This is a genomic window from Acinetobacter schindleri CIP 107287 (genome assembly GCF_000368625.1).
In the GTDB taxonomy this organism is placed as follows: Bacteria; Pseudomonadota; Gammaproteobacteria; order Pseudomonadales; family Moraxellaceae; genus Acinetobacter; species Acinetobacter schindleri.
Map to the genome: position 1 here is coordinate 139,329 of NZ_KB849580.1, position 17,279 is coordinate 156,607.

14 protein-coding genes and 1 pseudogene are annotated in these 17,279 nt (G+C 43.1%); 3 read left to right on the forward strand and 12 right to left on the reverse strand.

Going from position 1 to position 17,279, the window contains the following annotated elements; genetic code table 11:
• Window positions 1-51 precede the first annotated feature (51 nt).
• The 3 genes from F955_RS14600 (at window position 52) to bfr (ending at window position 1,536) form a co-directional block, all read left to right on the forward strand.
• The gene (locus F955_RS14600) at window positions 52-435 is read left to right on the forward strand and encodes a RidA family protein (protein WP_004896251.1); all 384 of its coding nucleotides are present in this window, start codon (window positions 52-54) and stop codon (window positions 433-435) included.
• Between the two features lie 218 nt (window positions 436-653).
• Window positions 654-848, forward strand: a complete 195-nt coding sequence (locus F955_RS14605) for a bacterioferritin-associated ferredoxin (RefSeq protein ID WP_004732422.1) — start codon at window positions 654-656, stop codon at window positions 846-848.
• 223 nt (window positions 849-1,071) lie between these two features.
• Window positions 1,072-1,536 (forward strand): heteropolymeric bacterioferritin subunit Bfr, encoded by a 465-nt coding sequence (gene bfr, locus F955_RS14610; RefSeq protein ID WP_004896252.1) that lies wholly within the window; start codon window positions 1,072-1,074, stop codon window positions 1,534-1,536.
• 47 nt (window positions 1,537-1,583) lie between these two features.
• Here bfr and F955_RS14615 read toward each other — a convergent pair whose 3' ends face one another.
• The 12 genes and pseudogenes from F955_RS14615 to aroK form a co-directional block, all read right to left on the reverse strand.
• Complete coding sequence (locus F955_RS14615) at window positions 1,584-3,221, reverse strand: PglL family O-oligosaccharyltransferase (RefSeq protein ID WP_004896254.1); 1,638 nt, start codon at window positions 3,219-3,221, stop codon at window positions 1,584-1,586.
• Window positions 3,222-3,298: 77 nt separating this feature from the next.
• Window positions 3,299-3,847: a hypothetical protein gene (locus tag F955_RS14620; RefSeq protein WP_004896256.1), complete on the reverse strand. Its 549-nt coding sequence runs from the start codon at window positions 3,845-3,847 to the stop codon at window positions 3,299-3,301.
• A 195-nt stretch (window positions 3,848-4,042) separates the two neighbouring features.
• Window positions 4,043-4,779, reverse strand: a pseudogene (gene tfpZ / locus F955_RS14625) (TfpX/TfpZ family type IV pilin accessory protein).
• Between the two features lie 455 nt (window positions 4,780-5,234).
• The gene (locus tag F955_RS14630; RefSeq protein WP_004896259.1) at window positions 5,235-5,723 is read right to left on the reverse strand and encodes a pilin; all 489 of its coding nucleotides are present in this window, start codon (window positions 5,721-5,723) and stop codon (window positions 5,235-5,237) included.
• A 211-nt stretch (window positions 5,724-5,934) separates the two neighbouring features.
• Window positions 5,935-6,495, reverse strand: a complete 561-nt coding sequence (locus tag F955_RS14635) for a TPM domain-containing protein (RefSeq protein WP_004896260.1) — start codon at window positions 6,493-6,495, stop codon at window positions 5,935-5,937.
• Window positions 6,489-7,532, reverse strand: a complete 1,044-nt coding sequence (locus F955_RS14640; protein ID WP_004896263.1) for a TPM domain-containing protein — start codon at window positions 7,530-7,532, stop codon at window positions 6,489-6,491. Before F955_RS14640 ends, F955_RS14635 begins: the two co-directional genes overlap by 7 nt.
• Before the next feature lie 30 nt (window positions 7,533-7,562).
• Window positions 7,563-8,153 (reverse strand): LemA family protein, encoded by a 591-nt coding sequence (locus F955_RS14645; protein WP_004896266.1) that lies wholly within the window; start codon window positions 8,151-8,153, stop codon window positions 7,563-7,565.
• Between the two features lie 185 nt (window positions 8,154-8,338).
• Window positions 8,339-9,760 (reverse strand): FAD-dependent oxidoreductase, encoded by a 1,422-nt coding sequence (locus F955_RS14650; RefSeq protein ID WP_004896267.1) that lies wholly within the window; start codon window positions 9,758-9,760, stop codon window positions 8,339-8,341.
• A gap of 72 nt (window positions 9,761-9,832) precedes the next feature.
• Complete coding sequence (gene gltB, locus F955_RS14655) at window positions 9,833-14,308, reverse strand: glutamate synthase large subunit (protein ID WP_171058628.1); 4,476 nt, start codon at window positions 14,306-14,308, stop codon at window positions 9,833-9,835.
• Between the two features lie 462 nt (window positions 14,309-14,770).
• Complete coding sequence (locus tag F955_RS14660; RefSeq protein ID WP_004896269.1) at window positions 14,771-15,589, reverse strand: hypothetical protein; 819 nt, start codon at window positions 15,587-15,589, stop codon at window positions 14,771-14,773.
• A gap of 13 nt (window positions 15,590-15,602) precedes the next feature.
• Entirely contained in the window at window positions 15,603-16,682 is a 1,080-nt protein-coding gene (gene aroB / locus F955_RS14665; protein WP_004896270.1) for a 3-dehydroquinate synthase, read from the reverse strand.
• Between the two features lie 27 nt (window positions 16,683-16,709).
• Complete coding sequence (gene aroK / locus F955_RS16910) at window positions 16,710-17,246, reverse strand: shikimate kinase AroK (protein ID WP_004896271.1); 537 nt, start codon at window positions 17,244-17,246, stop codon at window positions 16,710-16,712.
• Window positions 17,247-17,279 lie beyond the last annotated feature (33 nt).

The window sequence follows — 17,279 nt, forward strand, 5'->3', positions numbered from 1 at the left end:
CCCATGGCAATGATCTAATATGATGTATGTTGATGATAAAAGGAGAAATTGATGTCCCGCCAAGTGATCCATACTGAAAATGCCCCTGCTGCGATCGGTACTTATTCGCAAGCGATTCTTGTTGGCAATACCTTGTATCTTTCAGGTCAAATTGGTCTAGATCCATACAGCATGGAACTGGTTGAAGGCATCGAGGCTCAGATTCGCCGTGTATTCGATAATTTAAAAGCCGTCTGCGAAGCGGCCGGTGGCTCTCTGGCAGACATCGCCAAACTGAATATTTATCTGACTGATTTATCGCACTTCCAGCTGGTGAACCAGATTATGGGTGAATATTTTGCCCAGCCTTATCCAGCACGTGCAGCACTCGGTGTTGCCAGCCTGCCAAAAGATGCTCTGGTCGAGATGGATGGCATTGTCATCATTCAGCAATAATTTTTAAAATTTATGTAACACCTAAGCTTCTATATTTCGTTTGCAATCATGAATCACTCAAGCAAAAACCCGAGCAATAATCGGATTTTTGCTTGAGTGATATTTTTTTATCTAAATCACCAATCACAATAAAAGCTATTTCAAATGATTTTTATTGACAAACGATAACAATTATCAATAATATTACTTATCTTATTTAAACACTGTGGTTGTGTCCTATGTACGTTTGTTTATGCCGTGGCATTACAGATCAAGACATTAAAGATGCTATTGCAAATGGCGCTGAAACGTATCGTGATGTGCGCGATATATTGGACTTGGGAACCTGCTGTGGCCGCTGTGCGCCAGAAGCCCGTATGATCATCAGTGATGAAGTTTCACAAATTGCGGCCCGTTTGGCTGTGGCCGCCTAAACCGAATAAAGATAATCATAAATCAATGATCTCAGATCATTCCTCCTCCCCCGCCTCTGACTCTGGCGGGTTTTTATTGCCGTTGATCTAAGCCTGGATCGATTTGATTGCGATTTTCATTTGCTGTTCTATAAATTACTCGCCATTGCCCCCTGACTTGCTTTACTATCATCCTTAGAGTGCTTTCTTAGAAAGATAAAACAGGTTCAAATGGAGTTATGTGATGAAAGGCAATCGTGATGTGATTAATCAGCTCAATCAGGTGTTGTATCACCACCTAACTGCAATTAACCAGTATTTCCTGCATTCACGCATGTTTAATGACTGGGGCATTGAGAAACTGGGCTCGGCAGAATATAAAGAATCGATTGTGCAGATGAAGCATGCTGATAAAATTATTGAACGGATTTTATTTTTAGAAGGTCTGCCGAATCTGCAACATCTGGGCAAACTGTATATCGGCCAGCATACTCAAGAAGTGCTGCATTGTGATGTACGTAAAGTTAAAGAAAACATTGAGACTATTCAGAAAGCTGTGGCACTGGCTGAAACGGAAATGGATTATGTGACCCGCGATCTGGTACAGGAAATTCTGGAAAAAGAAGAAAACTATCTGGACTGGACCACCACGCAAATTGATCTGATTGAAAGTGTAGGTATCGAAAACTATATTCAAAGTCAGCTCTAAGATTCGATTTAAAATCAAAAAGCCAGCAGATGCTGGCTTTTTTGTACTTATTGGCGTGGCATATCCCGAGTCACCTCTGCATAGCTCAGTTCAGTTTTCTGAATCGTATTTAAACGCTGCAGTCGATGCTGTGCTTCATCGACATAGCCGTTATACGCCAATAAACGAATATATTTTAAAAAGTTGTATTTGGTTGGATAGCTCACCACCAACTTTTCATATTGATGAATTTCATCTTCGCTCATCTTGCGATAAGGATTGACTCGAATCCAGTCAATGCGGTGATTAAACTCGGTCAGCAGATAGATAGGCTTTTCATTGGTGATGTTTTCAGGCTGCATTTCATAGCGAATACTTTCTCCGAGTTTTGGTACAGCAGTATCGTAATCTCGATAAATTACGACCAGCAAAAGCAATCCAAGACTGAAAGTCAGTTTCAGGCATATCGAAGGTAAAGTAATGGTTTTAATTTTTGGATTTTGCGCCAAGACCGTGCCCAAAATAAAACCGACTGGCAACAGAAAATAGGCATAATGTTGTGGAAACTCAAACATGGCATGTGTCACAAATGCCCCAATCATCAGAATCCCGATGACAGACTCTGGAGTATTGACCCAGCGTTGTAACTGATAACCCAAATAACCGAAATAGGCCAAGAAAGGCAGACCGATGAGCAGTCCATTCCAGATCAAAAAGTCCAGAATAAAATTATGCGCGCTACGAATCCAGACCGGACCTTGCACCGTATCGCTGATCGAAACAAAAGCCACACTGGTCTGATACCAGCCATAGCCAAACCATGGCTGCGCCTGAATTGCAGCCAGCATTTGTTGCCAGATCGCAAGACGCGACATATCTCCGGTGGCACGCGATACCACATCCCTGCTTTGTACGACGTCCGTGTCCATTGCCTGTGCAGCCAACTGACTGAGTAATGGAAAAGTGACAATACAGCAAATAAAGAAGATGAACCACGCGATACTGTAATGCCATTTCAGGCGGATAATGCCTTTATATTGGTAGAACGCCAGATACAGTATGATCGCGATCGCAGCAACCCACGCGGTACGTGACTGGCTTAAAGCCACACCAATCACAATCACAGCAGCGCAGGCAAATAACCATTTGCTCTGGATTTTTTTCTTTTCATACAGGTAGAGGCAGCTCATCAAGGCCATGACCAAGAAAGTCGCCATATTATTCGGTTGAGCAAAGTTGGCATAAGGTCGCTGGTTGCCGCTAATATTCACCATACCTGGCAATATTGCATCCAGATTTGTCCATTGGCAAATTGCGATAATGCCTGTGGCGGTACCTGAAGCCAGAAACACATAGCTCAGATTAATAAAGGTTTCTTCCCGGCTATAGTTTCCTGTTGAAAAGTTATAACCCAGTACACTGGCCAGCCAAAAACTAAATACGAAAATAAAGCCCATCATGGCGATGCTAAAGAAGAATACTTGTCCTGTCAGAAATTGAACAAGGGGAATAGAGGCAAGTAATAATAATGACAGACTGATCGCAGGAATTCTTACTTTTTCTTTTAAGCAAATTGCAGCCAAGGCGAATAGTGCAAAAAATGCGTATAGCTCACCGGTATAGGTCACCCACGGCCGATAATGAATCGGCATGAGCCACGCGAGGGAGATCAGGATTGCTGCGATAAGGGCAAGCGTGAATTTCATGGAAATATCAGGCGGTGGAAGTTTGGCACATGATAAACAAAAAGCAGTTTAAAGGGTAATCTGCTTTTTTTTGCATGCTATTTTTCAAATTCTTTATGACATATACATAAGAAGTTTTCAATTTCATAAGGTTCAAGATTTTCTCTGATCAACGATGGTAGCTGTTCCAGACTCACTCTTTTATTCTTCACCGTTAAGCCTAGTTTTTTTGCTCCTTCTTTGGAGCCAGATTGCACAATCAGCTCTTTAGGCAGGTAATTCAGTTTTGCGCCTATACGGAGTGCTGTATCAAAAATGAATAGATCGCCAATATCTTGAATAGATCTTAAATTTGAATCTAAAAGCTCATAAAGCTGTTCAAAATTTTGTGTTGCTTTTATTTCGGTTTTTATCTCGGTGAACTTTTTAAAAGCCTGTTCCGATGCCTGTTTCGGTAAGCGATATTGATGTGAGAATTTACGGCCATTTTTATTTTCTGCATAGGCTGCCTTTTTTAGAGCCTGATCAAAATCCATGTTTCTAAAATAGCTGAGTTCATTGTTTTTATCTTTACGATACTCGTTTTTATAGCCCTGCACTAAACTTGCTAACGAACCTGAAGTTTTAGGCTTGAATTGACACGACATTTTTCACCCCTTATTTATTAAAAAACATATAATTAGAAAATCTGAGTAAATCCATTTTATTCTAAATCATTTCATTATACTTTTTCTGTATATTTGTTTAATTTAATCAGGTGTTTAGTGTGATACTCTAGCAGACTATCCTCAAGAAGCAGACCATTGGCTAATCTGCTTTTTGACAATTTTTCTAAGACTGACTTAGTTCCACGGACGTAGATCGACGATTTTAATAACTTCAGCTGTTTCTTTATTAATTAAAACCACCATATCGACAGCATTGGCTTTTAAAGGCAACCAAGCATCTGCATTGGGATATTTTGCTAAAGTTTTATTAACTTCTGTTTTTGAGTTGTATTGTTCCAATTCTTCAACTGGCACTGCACGTTGTTGAATTTGGTTTTTGGCCTGAGTGAATTCTACATAGCGTTCTGGCTGTTGAGCAAGGGAAATACCACCCAATACCTCTGTAAACATGTCATCTTGACGTTGTTGTGTACTTGATGCTGATTTTACTGCAACAAACTGTGGTTTGCTCCATGAGACATGTTGAAATTGCGGCTGAGCTTGATCAATATTTTTCAAAATAATGTCATTTTTTCGTACTAATTCAAAACGGTCTGCATGAAGTACCAATCATGCTGGACAACCTTGCTCAATGCTAAATACACCATAACATAAAGCAGCAATTTGAATAATAATGATTACCGCAAGGTCAAATTTAAGCGTTTTTTTGCCTTCTTTATGACCAATAAATCGAAGACCGGCCCAACAATCATATCAACCGCCAGCATCATTAAAAAAAATTGGGTAACACCAACTGCGCTTGCAAGAGCGAATGGATACGAGATGAAAAATATAAGCCCACCTATGAATAAAACAATCAGAAATGAAATAGATAAATGGCTTAGGAAAAAAGGTGTTTGGACGTCTCTTATATCTACTGCTAAATCAATTAGATTCACAAAAAATTAAAGATCCTTTAACGGAAAGTATGTTTAGTTGAGTCAACAATTTTTTCTATTTTTCTAGCGTTAAAATCTTTGCAGCCGTATCATTGATAATTACAACTAGAGTTAACTTATTATTTTCTAACTTGTACTGAATACTAACTTTGAATTTATTTTTTATTTTATCTAAGCTATTGCACTCAAATGGTATATCAAATGAAATTTATTTTACAAAATCATTTCTTGAGAGAGAAAATATTCTTATCTTTGAGGACTTTCCAATTTTCTATAAAAATATTCTTTTTCCTATTTTTAAATTTTAACTTTAGTGATTACTCAAAAATTTCATTAAGGGTATTTAGTATAGGCATTCAATTTCCCCCGATATATTACTAATATATAAAAAAGACTGGTAAACCAGTCTTTTCTAATCTTAATATAAATTATCCGCGGCATGTACCTGGTAAATATTTAGCAGGAAGGCCGGCTGCACCAGCAGCAGGACCACACTTCCATGAAGCAATTACTGTACCACCATCTGTACGGGTAGTAATTGCCGCACCATTAGAATCAAGAGGTGTCATAATAATTGATTTACTTTGAGCAGCTGCTGGAAGAGATGGATCTGCTGTCGTTTTTACAGTGATAACACCTGTAGCTGATGTGGCAACAGACTGTACATATTTTGTTGAGGGAGTAGTGTTATCACCTACTTCACAACCCCATTGATTTGCACGTGGAAGTACTGAGCCAGATTGATACACTTCTGAAACAATAGTACGGCAGGTAGAGCCAGCCAACACTACTTCAGAAATTTTTGCCCGGACAGTATAATCTTGATAAGCAGGAAGGGCGACCGCAGCCAAAATACCAATAATTGCAACAACAATCATTAATTCAATAAGGGTAAAACCTTTCTGTACTGTATTCATAACATTCTCCACAAATGTTTTTTGTTTATTTATAAGCCTAAAGAAAAAGCTCATTTAGCTTAATTTTATATTTAGCACTAAGTGTGCCAAGTTTTATTATAATAAAATTGAGATAAAAAACAGCACTTTAAAAAAATATTTTTATTTTTGTAATTTATGTGTTTTATTTTGTGTAACTAACTGACAAATTTTGTCAGTTAGTTGACATAGTTCATCCCAGTATAATCGGTTTATTCCCTAATTCATTTTCTAAATCATCTATTTTACGATCGTAGTACTGATCTAATACTTCTCCAATCTGCTTTACACCCTCAATGACGCCCTCTTTAAACCTCTGCTGAGCCAGATTTTGAATGATGTTTTGACAGATTACATCCCAGACTTGCTGGGTCGTTGCATTCTTAATTCCCCGGTCAATCACAATTTCCACCTTGCGCTCGCACAGATTCAAATAGAGTAGTACTCCACTATTATATTCAGTATCCCAAACCCCAAGTTCAGCAAAGAGTTGTCGGGCGCGACAAAGCGTATCTTGATAATAAGCAGATCGTGAAGGTAGACAGCCTTCAATCACCACCTGAATCTCCCCGATATGCCCATGCTCGGCTTCTTCGACCGCAACTGCAATGGCATGTTGATCCTGCTTGGAGAAAAAACGCTTGGTCGCCGGCATATAAAAGAAATGCTTGAGCCAGCGCTTAAAACTCGGCTGTGCATGCTCTTCTAACTTCGGCTGCGTGACAATTTCTGTCGTATCTGTAGTTATTACCATGAGCCTGATGCTCCTCCCCCACCAAAACCACCACCGCCACCGCCGAAGCCGCCACCAAAACCACCGCGGCCGCTACCGCCACGACCAGCACCAGAAGCAAAGGCATACAAAAGTAGCTGCGCCAGTGAAGTGATTAATACAAAAAATACGCCTATCCCAATCATTAAACTGGCAATTAAACCCATGCCATTGACTAGGCCAGCAGCTGTGCCTGCAACTGCAGCAGTTGCAGCACTAAGTTTTTTACCAAAAATCATCGAAGCAACCACACCAGCGATGATGATAAAAATCACAGTACCAAAAGTTGCTTGAGAAGCTTGCTGGGCTTTATAAGCCTGTTCCTGACGCTCTTTTAGTTCATCAGCTGCCTGTGCTGCAATTTCAGGATCAAGATTTAAAATCCGTTCTATTTCAGCCAGTCCTGAGTCGATCCCCTGAGCATATTGAGCCTGTTTAAAATACGGCGTGATCTTGTCATTGATAATCCGGCCTGCCACGATATCGGGCAGTACACCTTCCAGACCATAACCGGTCAGGATCTGAATACGGCGATCATTGATGGCAATCGTCATCAATAAACCATTATCGCGTTTGGCCGAACCGAGCTGCCAGGCGTCAGCCACGCGCATGGAATAATCAAAAATATCTTCCTGCCCCGTGGTCGGAACAATCACGACACCAACCTGGCCTTTACCCGCATTATGCAAGTTTAAAATGCGTTGACTAATGGCCTGCTTTTCAGCTGGACTGAGTATATTGGCCTGATCAATCACCGGTTCATTTAGACTGGGTAAATCACGCTGACTCTGGCCTTCAGCCATATCATTGGCAATTTGTGGCTGCTGGGCTGGTGTTACTTCAGTATCCGTTTGGGCTGTTGGAGAATTAGTCACAGCCGGCTTTTGTAATATTTCGCGCGCCACAATGACTTCTTCAGTATCCGTAGCTGTGGCGGTTTCTGCTGATACAGGCACTACCATCCCCATGGCCAACATGAGGAGCAACCCGGCACAGTATTTCAGCAGCATCTCAGACATCTGATTTCTCGCTTATTTACAAGTCAGTCATTATTCAAAGGAAACCGTTGGAGCTTTTTGGGCACTTTGCTCAGCACTAAAGTTTGGTTTGGTATCCATACCAATTACTTTGGCGGTCATCACTTGCGGGAATTGACGCGCATAAGAGTTAAAGTCCTGAACCGTAGTGATATAACGATTACGTGCTACAGCGATTCTATTTTCAGTACCTTCGAGCTGTACCTGTAAATCACGGAACTGCTGATTGGCTTTCAGGTCTGGATAATTCTCGGTCACCGCCAATAAACGCGACAAAGCACTGGTCATTTGCGACTGCGCTTCCTGATAACGCTGGAATAATTCAGGATCTTCCAGCACTTCTCGATCTACTTTTAGCCCTGCGACATTAGCACGCGCTTGAGTCACCTCAGTTAAAACTTGCTCTTCATGCGCAGCATAACCTTTCACGACATTCACCAGATTTGGCACCAGATCGGCACGACGCTGATACTGGTTCTGTACTTCAGACCAGGCTGCCGTTACTGCTTCATCCTTGACTTGCAAAGTGTTATAGCCACAGCCACTCAGGGTTAAGGTACTGGCCAGCATCAAAGCTATGAGAGATTGTTTTAATACACGCATGATGTCTCATCCTCAATTCTTTATTGATATTTATATAATTAATTTGATTTTAAACAGTATTTTCTAAAGTTTTGTTACTTTTTATAATCTTTTTAATGCTTCCTATTTTAAGCTTGGAAATCATCAAAAATTTAAAAAACCCGCCGTAGCGGGTTCTTTAAATGATTTCAGTGAATTTTTAACTGTTAGATATCGAGGTAATCCAGGATACCTTCTGCAGCCTGACGACCTTCCCAGATCGCAGTGACCACTAGGTCTGAACCGCGCACCATATCGCCACCAGCAAAGATTTTTGGATTCGAAGTCTGGAATTTATATTGCTGCTGTTCAGCGGCAAGCACACGACCAGAACCATCGAGATTAATCTCGACATCTGCAAACCAGCCCGCTGGGCTGGTACGGAAACCAAAGGCAAGCAATACAGCATCCGCAGGCAAAATTTCTTCTGAACCTGGAATTGGTTCCGGGCTACGGCGACCACGACTGTCCGGCTCACTGAGTTGAGTCGTAACGAATTTCACCCCCGTCACTTTACCATTTTCACCGACAATTTCGATTGGTTGACGGTTAAACTGGAATTCCACCCCTTCTTCACGCGCATTTTTTACTTCACGACGTGAACCCGGCATATTTTCTTCATCACGACGGTAAGCGCACATAACAGACTCAGCACCCTGACGGATCGAGGTACGGTTACAGTCCATCGCCGTATCACCACCACCTAAAACGATGACTTTTTTGCCTTCAACGCTGATGTATTCCGATGGATCTTTTTCCCAGCCCTGACAACGATTGACGTTAGCAATTAGAAAATCCAGCGCATCATAAACACCATCCAGGTCTTCACCAGCAAAGCCACCTTTCATATAGGTATAAGTGCCCATGCCCATAAATACAGCATCGTAGTCAGCCAGTAACTGGTCGATGGTGACATCTGTACCGATTTCGGTATTCAGACGGAATTCAACCCCCATACCGGTGAAGATTTCACGACGGCGTTTCATCACATCTTTTTCCATCTTGAATTCTGGAATACCAAAAGTCAGCAGGCCACCAATTTCCGGACGCTTGTCAAATACCACTGGTTTAACACCATTGCGTACTAGAATATCGGCACAACCTAGACCTGCAGGACCTGCACCAATGATGGCAACTTTTTTATTGGTCCATTTTACTGAAGACATATCTGGACGCCAGCCCAATGCAAAGGCAGTGTCATTGATATATTTTTCTGCATTACCAATGGTGACTGCACCGAAACCATCATTTAAGGTACAAGCACCTTCACATAAACGGTCTTGCGGACAGACACGACCACAAACTTCTGGCAAAGTATTGGTTTGATGACACAGTTCAGCTGCCTGAAAAATACGGCCCTCTGCCAGCAACTTCAACCAGTTTGGAATGTAATTATGAACCGGACATTTCCATTCACAGTACGGGTTACCACAACCTAGACAACGATGTGACTGATTTGCAGCCACTTCAGTAGTGAAAGGTTTATAAATTTCCACAAATTCTGCTTTGCGGACGTCAATCTCTTTTTTCTCTGGATCTTGGCGTGCTACATCCAGGAATTGAAAGTCATTACTTAGGCGTTCTGCCATGTCTCTCTCCGTGGGTAGATGCAAGGGGTTCACAGTTGCCTTGCATCTGCTTTCATTTCTGCAGTAGTGGAATTATTGTGGATCAGCTTGAGTTGTTTTCAACAGCGTTTGCAAGTTGGCAGCTTTTGGTTTTACCAACCAGAACTTACGGCTATAGAAGTCAAACTCGTGGCGGATCTTGTACGCCCAAGCACTACCTGTTTCTTTAATATGTTCATCCAAGATACGACCCAGGAACGCTTTGTGCTCTTCCATCGCTTCCGTAGAAATACGGTTCAGCTCAATCAGTTCATGGTTGTAATGGTCAACGAAGTCGTTATCCAGATCAAGTACATAGGCAAACCCACCGGTCATACCTGCACCGAAGTTGTGGCCTACTTTACCAAGCACAGTCACAATACCACCAGTCATATATTCACAGCAGTGGTCGCCCGCACCTTCAATCACGGCGAAGGCGCCAGAGTTACGTACCGCAAAACGCTCACCCGCAGTACCTGCAGCAAACAGTTTACCGCCAGTCGCCCCATACAGACAGGTGTTCCCAATAATTGCGGTATTTTGTGTCTGGAATGGTGAACCTTTCGGTGGGAAGATCGAGATACGACCACCAGCCATGCCTTTACCGACATAGTCATTGGCATCACCTTCAAGGCTGATGTGCAGACCACCGGCATTCCATACACCCAGTGACTGACCTGCTGTACCCAGCAAGTTTACTTTAACCGGATGCGCTTCCATGCTCAGGTTGCCATAACGGCGGGCAATTTCACCGGATAAACGCGCACCAATCGAACGGTCACAGTTACCAATGCTGTAGTGATATTCGCCACCAGTACCTGCTTCAATCGCTGGCAGAATTTCTTCCACCATTTTCTCAGCCAGAATACCTTTATCAAACGGCGCATTGCCCTGAACTTCACAGTACTGTGCTTTACCTTCAGCTGCAGGATGTGACTCCAGCAGTTTGCTCAGATCTAGATGTGCATGCTTGTCAGTTTCACCTGGCAAGACTTCTAGCAGATCGGTACGGCCAATCAGGTCTTTCAGACTAGATACACCGAGTGCTGCTAACCATTCACGGGTTTCTTCAGCAATAAAGGTGAAGAAGTTGATCAGCATTTGTGGTTCGCCGATGTAGTGTTCTTGACGCAAGTGATCCTGCTGGGTTGCTACACCGGTTGCACAGTTATTCAAGTGGCAAATACGCAGGTATTTACAACCCAGTGCGATCATTGGCGTCGAACCAAAACCGAAGCTTTCTGCACCCAGAATTGCTGCTTTCACAACGTCCAAACCGGTTTTTAAACCACCATCGGTTTGTACGCGGACTTTACCACGCAGGTCATTTACGCGAAGGGCTTGATGCGCTTCACTTAGACCAAGCTCCCAAGGCGAACCTGCATGGTGAATAGAGGAAAGTGGAGAAGCCGCTGTACCGCCGTCATAACCAGAAATGGTAATGAAGTCAGCATAGGCTTTCGCTACACCTGCCGCAATCGTACCGACACCTGGTTCAGAAACAAGCTTAACTGACACCATCGCCTGTGGGTTAACTTGTTTTAAATCAAAGATCAACTGTGATAAATCTTCAATTGAATAGATGTCATGATGCGGTGGTGGCGAAATGAGGGTTACACCTGGTACAGAGTAACGCAAACGAGCAATCAGACCGTTTACTTTACCGCCCGGCAACTGGCCACCTTCACCTGGTTTTGCACCTTGCGCGACTTTAATTTGCAGGACTTCTGCCGAAGTTAAGTAAGCAGGCGTCACACCAAAACGGCCCGATGCAATTTGTTTGATTTTCGAGTTACGGATGGTGCCGTAACGCGCTGGATCTTCACCGCCCTCACCTGAGTTTGAACGACCACCAATCGTGTTCATGGCAATCGCAATCGCTTCGTGTGCTTCAGGCGACAATGCACCTAAAGACATACCCGCAGAGTCAAAGCGAGGCAGGATCTCTTCTACCGATTCCACTTGATCCAGTGCAATCGAATTGTCTGTTTTCAGTTTAAATAGGTCACGGATCGTTGCGATCGGACGGTTATTCACAAGTTCTGCATATTCTTTAAAGTCAGCATAATTACCAGAACGTACTGCTTTATGCAGTGAATTAATTACGTCCGGGTTAAATGCATGGTATTCCTTACCGAATACAAATTTCAGCAAGCCACCTTGATCAATGGGTTTACGGTTTTTCCAGGCAAGATCCGCCAGCTGTTTTTGATCATTTTCAAGATCAACAAAGGTTGCACCCTGAATACGACTCGGCACACCAATGAAGCATGTATCAACCACTTCATTCGACAGACCGACTGCTTCAAATAACTGACCGCCACGGTAAGAGGCTACCGTCGAAATTCCCATTTTCGATAGAACTTTGAGTAAGCCTTTTTCAATACCCTTACGGAAGTTGTTTTGCGCGTATACCGGATCACCCAGCAATTCACCTTTCGCGACCAGATCATTGATCACGTCATACGCCAGGTATGGATAAATCGCTGTCGCACCAAAGCCTAGAAGTACCGCAAACTGATGTGGATCACGAGCAAAGCCGGTTTCGATAATCAGATTCGCATCGGTACGCAGACCTGTATTGATCAGATAATGGTGTACTGCACCAGTGACCATCACAGCATTAGCTGGCAAGAAGCCTTCACGAATTTTCTTGTCTGAAAGCACCAGTAAAGTCTTACCATCACGAATCGCTTGGGCAGATTCTTCACAGATACGTGAGATCGCCGCTTCAAGACCTTCCGTTTCTGGATAGTTCAGATCGATGTCCGCAATTTCATAACCTTTACGGCCGATGGTACGGATCTGATGCATTTTTGAATTCGTCAGCACCGGGCTGGATACGATCAAACGGTCTGCATGTTCTGGGCTTTGCTCAAATACATTCTGTTCACGACCGAAACAGGTTTCCAGTGACATCACAATCGATTCACGTAGTGGATCGATCGGCGGATTAGTGACCTGCGCAAACTGCTGACGGAAGTAATCGGAAACGTGACGTACCTGACGTGATAATACGGCCATTGGCGTATCATCACCCATTGAACCTACAGCTTCCTGACCGCTTTCTGCGATTGGACGTAATAACTGGTCACGCTCTTCAAAAGTCACCATGAACATTTTCTGTGCCGCTTTCAGGCTATCGCCTTTTAAGCCTTGATCGCACAGATATTCTTCCAGCTCAGGGCTACCCTGTAGACGTACTGAATTTTCACGCAGCCATTCACGGTATGGACGCATACGTTTCAGGTGGTTATTGACATCCTGAGTATCTAATACTTTACCAGTCAATGTATCCACAACCAGAATCTGACCTGGACCTACACGACCTTTAGATACTACATCTTCAGGCTCATAACCCCAGACACCGATTTCAGACGCCAGGGTGATATAACCATTTTTAGTCACGACCCAACGCGCAGGACGCAAACCATTACGGTCCAGCATACAGATCGCATGACGACCATCCTGTATTACAAGTCCTGCAGGACCATCCCATGCTTCCATATGCTTAGAGTTAAACTCATAGAAGGCACGTAAGTCAGCATCAAGTGTTTCAACATTCTGCCAAGCGGGTGGAACCAGCATACGGAGTGCACGGAACAGGTCCATACCACCACCTACGAGGATTTCCAGCATATTATCCAGACTAGAAGAATCCGAACCAGTACGGTTAACAATTGGGTTCAGTTCAGTCAAGCCTGGCAGTAATGGATTTTCGAATTTAGGTGTACGTGCCAACGCCCAGTTACGGTTTGCAGTAATGGTATTGATTTCACCATTGTGCGCCAGGTAACGGAACGGTTGTGCCAACGGCCAGCGCGGCAAGGTATTGGTCGAGAAACGTTGGTGGAAGACCACAATATGTGACGCCAGACGCTCATCAGCCAGGTCAGTATAGAAATCAGCAATTGCTGCTGGCATCATCAGACCTTTGTAGCTGATCACAGTTGAGCATAAGGTAGTCACATAGAAGTATGGATCATTTGTCAGTTTCTGCTCGGCACGACGACGCGCCAGGAATAACTTACGGTTAAATTCAACCTCAGTGACACCGATTGGGCAGTTAACAATGACCTGTTCAAAAGCAGGTAAAGACTGCATCGCAATCTCACCTAATGCGCCATTGTTGGTGGGTACCACACGCCATGCGATAACCCGGCAACCTTCTTCTTCAATTTCTTTGGTTAATACTTGTTTTGCGTGTGCTGCCAGTGCAGGATCCAGGTTCAGGAAGATCGTACCTACAGCAAAAATTTCGCTTAAGGTAATATCACTTAAACGTTTTGCTTCTTCACGAAAGAATTCCTTTGGCATTGCCAAAAGCAAACCACACCCATCACCGGTCTTACCATCTGCGGCAATACCACCACGGTGGGTCATACAACTTAAACTATGAATTGCGGTCTTGACGAGATCATGGCTTGCATCACCCTGCATATGGGCGATCAAACCGAAACCACAGTTATCTTTAAACTCATCCGGTTGGTATAAACCTTGAGCGGGAGCTACATTATTAGGCGATGGCATGTGCATAGCGTACCCTTCTTATCACAAAGCCCTGGCGGGCTGTTAAACAATCTAAATCCGTCTTTGCGATGGCGTCCAATTTACTTTCGAGGAAATTTCTATTAGCAGAGTAAAACTTTTCTTCACACTTTGAAGATAAACCTTTTCAGATTAATACGCATGAAAAATAAAGTTTAAAAAACTCAGAAATCACATAAAAATAACGACTAAATATGACGCTTACGCATAATCATCGAATCATTTTCGCGCCAAAACAGGGAGATTAATTCAATTCATGCACCAATAAAGCAAAGAACATGCCAACTTTATGCACTAAGACAGAAACAATACCAATGACAAAGATTTAGCAAATATTAGATACAGAGTGATGATTTTTATTGTGTATTTTTTGCACCAAAAGCGCACATTTATAGCATTTTTTTCATACAGGGTGCGCTATTTTAGCCCGCACCCAAATTTGTATTAGTTAAAAGGATCACTTATCTCTTGTTCTTCAGCACGTGGCGTTGACGGTACAGTGCTTTCAGACTTCTGCACATCTACCACATTTCCCGATGGATCACGACGAACAATGGTTGTACTGGTGGTACTTGGCGTATTTGATGAGGGCTGGCTCTGCGGCTTAGGAACTACTATTTCCTCTATTTTTGGTAGAGGCACATTTTTTAATCGTACTTGATAGAGTTTCTGGTTAGACGTCAGCTCATCAGAACCTAAGTTATTCACATAAGGTTGATAATCCTGAATTTGCTGCACAGCTGGTTTGACTGATTTTGGCAAGTCCATATTCAGTTGATCCAGTGCCTGCTTTGCTTGATTGGCTGATTTATAAGCACCATAGAGTAAAACATATTGCTCAGGCATATTTTCGCCTGACAGACGTAAGTAGATGAAATTATTACGATCTATCTGTTTTCTTAAGAAGTTTTTAATAATAATTTCATCAGAGACCCGAAATAGCTCAATCGCATACTGATTTTTAAATTGAGTAACATATTTGGTACCACGAAACTCGGCTTCATGGTTTGCATTTACAATGGTGCGTGTGGTCATATCCAGCGGATGAACTTCCTCATTTAATGCACCAAGATGGGTCATTGAAGCAACTTTTTCTGGTTGAATCAGTAGTTCAACCTCTGTTTCAGGCTTTTTCTCTACAGGAGTGACCTGATCCTTATCTGTAATTGCCCAAAAAATGAGCGCAACAAAAAGACAGCCTACCGCAGTCACCAGCCAAAAATAATGCTGAATCTTTTGCCATGGCGTATGGAGTGCTGTCATTTTCTAAAATTACCTATGCCTGATTGACCAGAATGGCCTGCTTCATTAATTCTACATCAAAGTCTCGGGTGATAATCGCTTGTCCTAATTGTTCCAGCAATACCAGACGTAACTGTCCATTTAAGACTTTTTTGTCATGTGCCATATATCCCAGGAAATCATCCAGAGGAATTTTAGGGCAAACAATCGGAAGTTTGGCACGAGAAATGATTTTTTTTGTACGCGCGAGATCTGCTTCGGAAATCCAGCCCATACGCTGTGATAAATCAGCGGCCATGACCATACCGGTTGCTACCGCTTCACCATGCAGCCATTCACCATAGCCCAGATAAGACTCGATGGCATGACCAAAGGTATGACCGAGGTTGAGTAAAGCACGCTCACCTTGCTCTTTTTCATCATTCGCCACGATACGGGCTTTATGCGCGCAGGAACGATAAACAGCTTCAGCCAGCAACTGCTCATCACGAGCAATCAGACCTTCCATATTGGCTTCCAGCCAAACCAGGAAGTCCTCATCACCGAGTAATGCATATTTAATGACTTCAGCAAGACCTGCTGATAATTCACGATCTGGCAAGGTTGATAACTGGGACATATCCGCCAGCACGACTTGTGGCTGCTGGAAGGCACCAATCATGTTTTTACCAAGTGAATGGTTGATCCCGGTCTTACCACCGACACTGGAATCCACCTGCGAAAGCAAAGTTGTTGGCACTTGAATAAAGTACACACCACGCTGGAAACAGGCTGAAGCAAAACCGGCCATATCACCAATCACGCCACCACCCAACGCCAATACCGTACAATCCCGGTTAAACCCCGCTTCAAGCAATGCATCAAAAATCAGGTTTAAATGCTGGATATCCTTAAATTTCTCGCCATCAGGCAAAATACAGGTCGCTACCGTTTTGCCCAGTTTTTCCAAGGCTGTCTTATAATGTTCCAGATATAGTGGTGCCACCGTATCATTACTGACAATCATCACCTGTTTACCATGAATATAAGGTTCTAACAGCTGCTGAGGATTTAAATCGCTACCAATAAAAATTGGGTAACGACGTTCACCGAGTTCGACATGTAAGGTTTGCATGATGGGGTAACCACTTTTTTACTGAGCTTATTTTTTCGGAAGGATGAGATGCAGAATACGCTGTGCCAGATCACGTGCAGCGCCCTGATTGGTCTCAATAATATGGTGTGCGACTTCCCGATACAGCGGATCCCGAATTGCCAGCAGATCTTTAAGTTTCTGTTCCGGATTTTCAACTTGTAACAAGGGACGGTTTTTGTCGCGATAGGTTCGCTGGAGCTGGATTTCCACAGGAGTGTAGAGATAAACAACGATGCCTCGCTGTTTCAGATATTCACGGTTAGGCGCCTGAGTCACCGCACCACCACCTGTGGCCAAAACCAACTGTGGTCGTGAGGTTAACTCATCGATGACAACCGTTTCACGACTACGAAAGCCCTGCTCACCCTCTTTTTCAAAGATCCAGGGAATCGTTGCACCTGTTTTACGCTCAATTTCATGATCACTATCCAGAAATTCCCGTCCTAACAATTCTGCTAAATGCCGTCCTACTGTCGTCTTTCCCGCCCCCATCGGCCCTACCAAATAGATATTTGGCAGGGATTCAAACTCTTTGCTTGGCAAGGAGTCACCTATTCATTTTGTTAATTTCAAAAT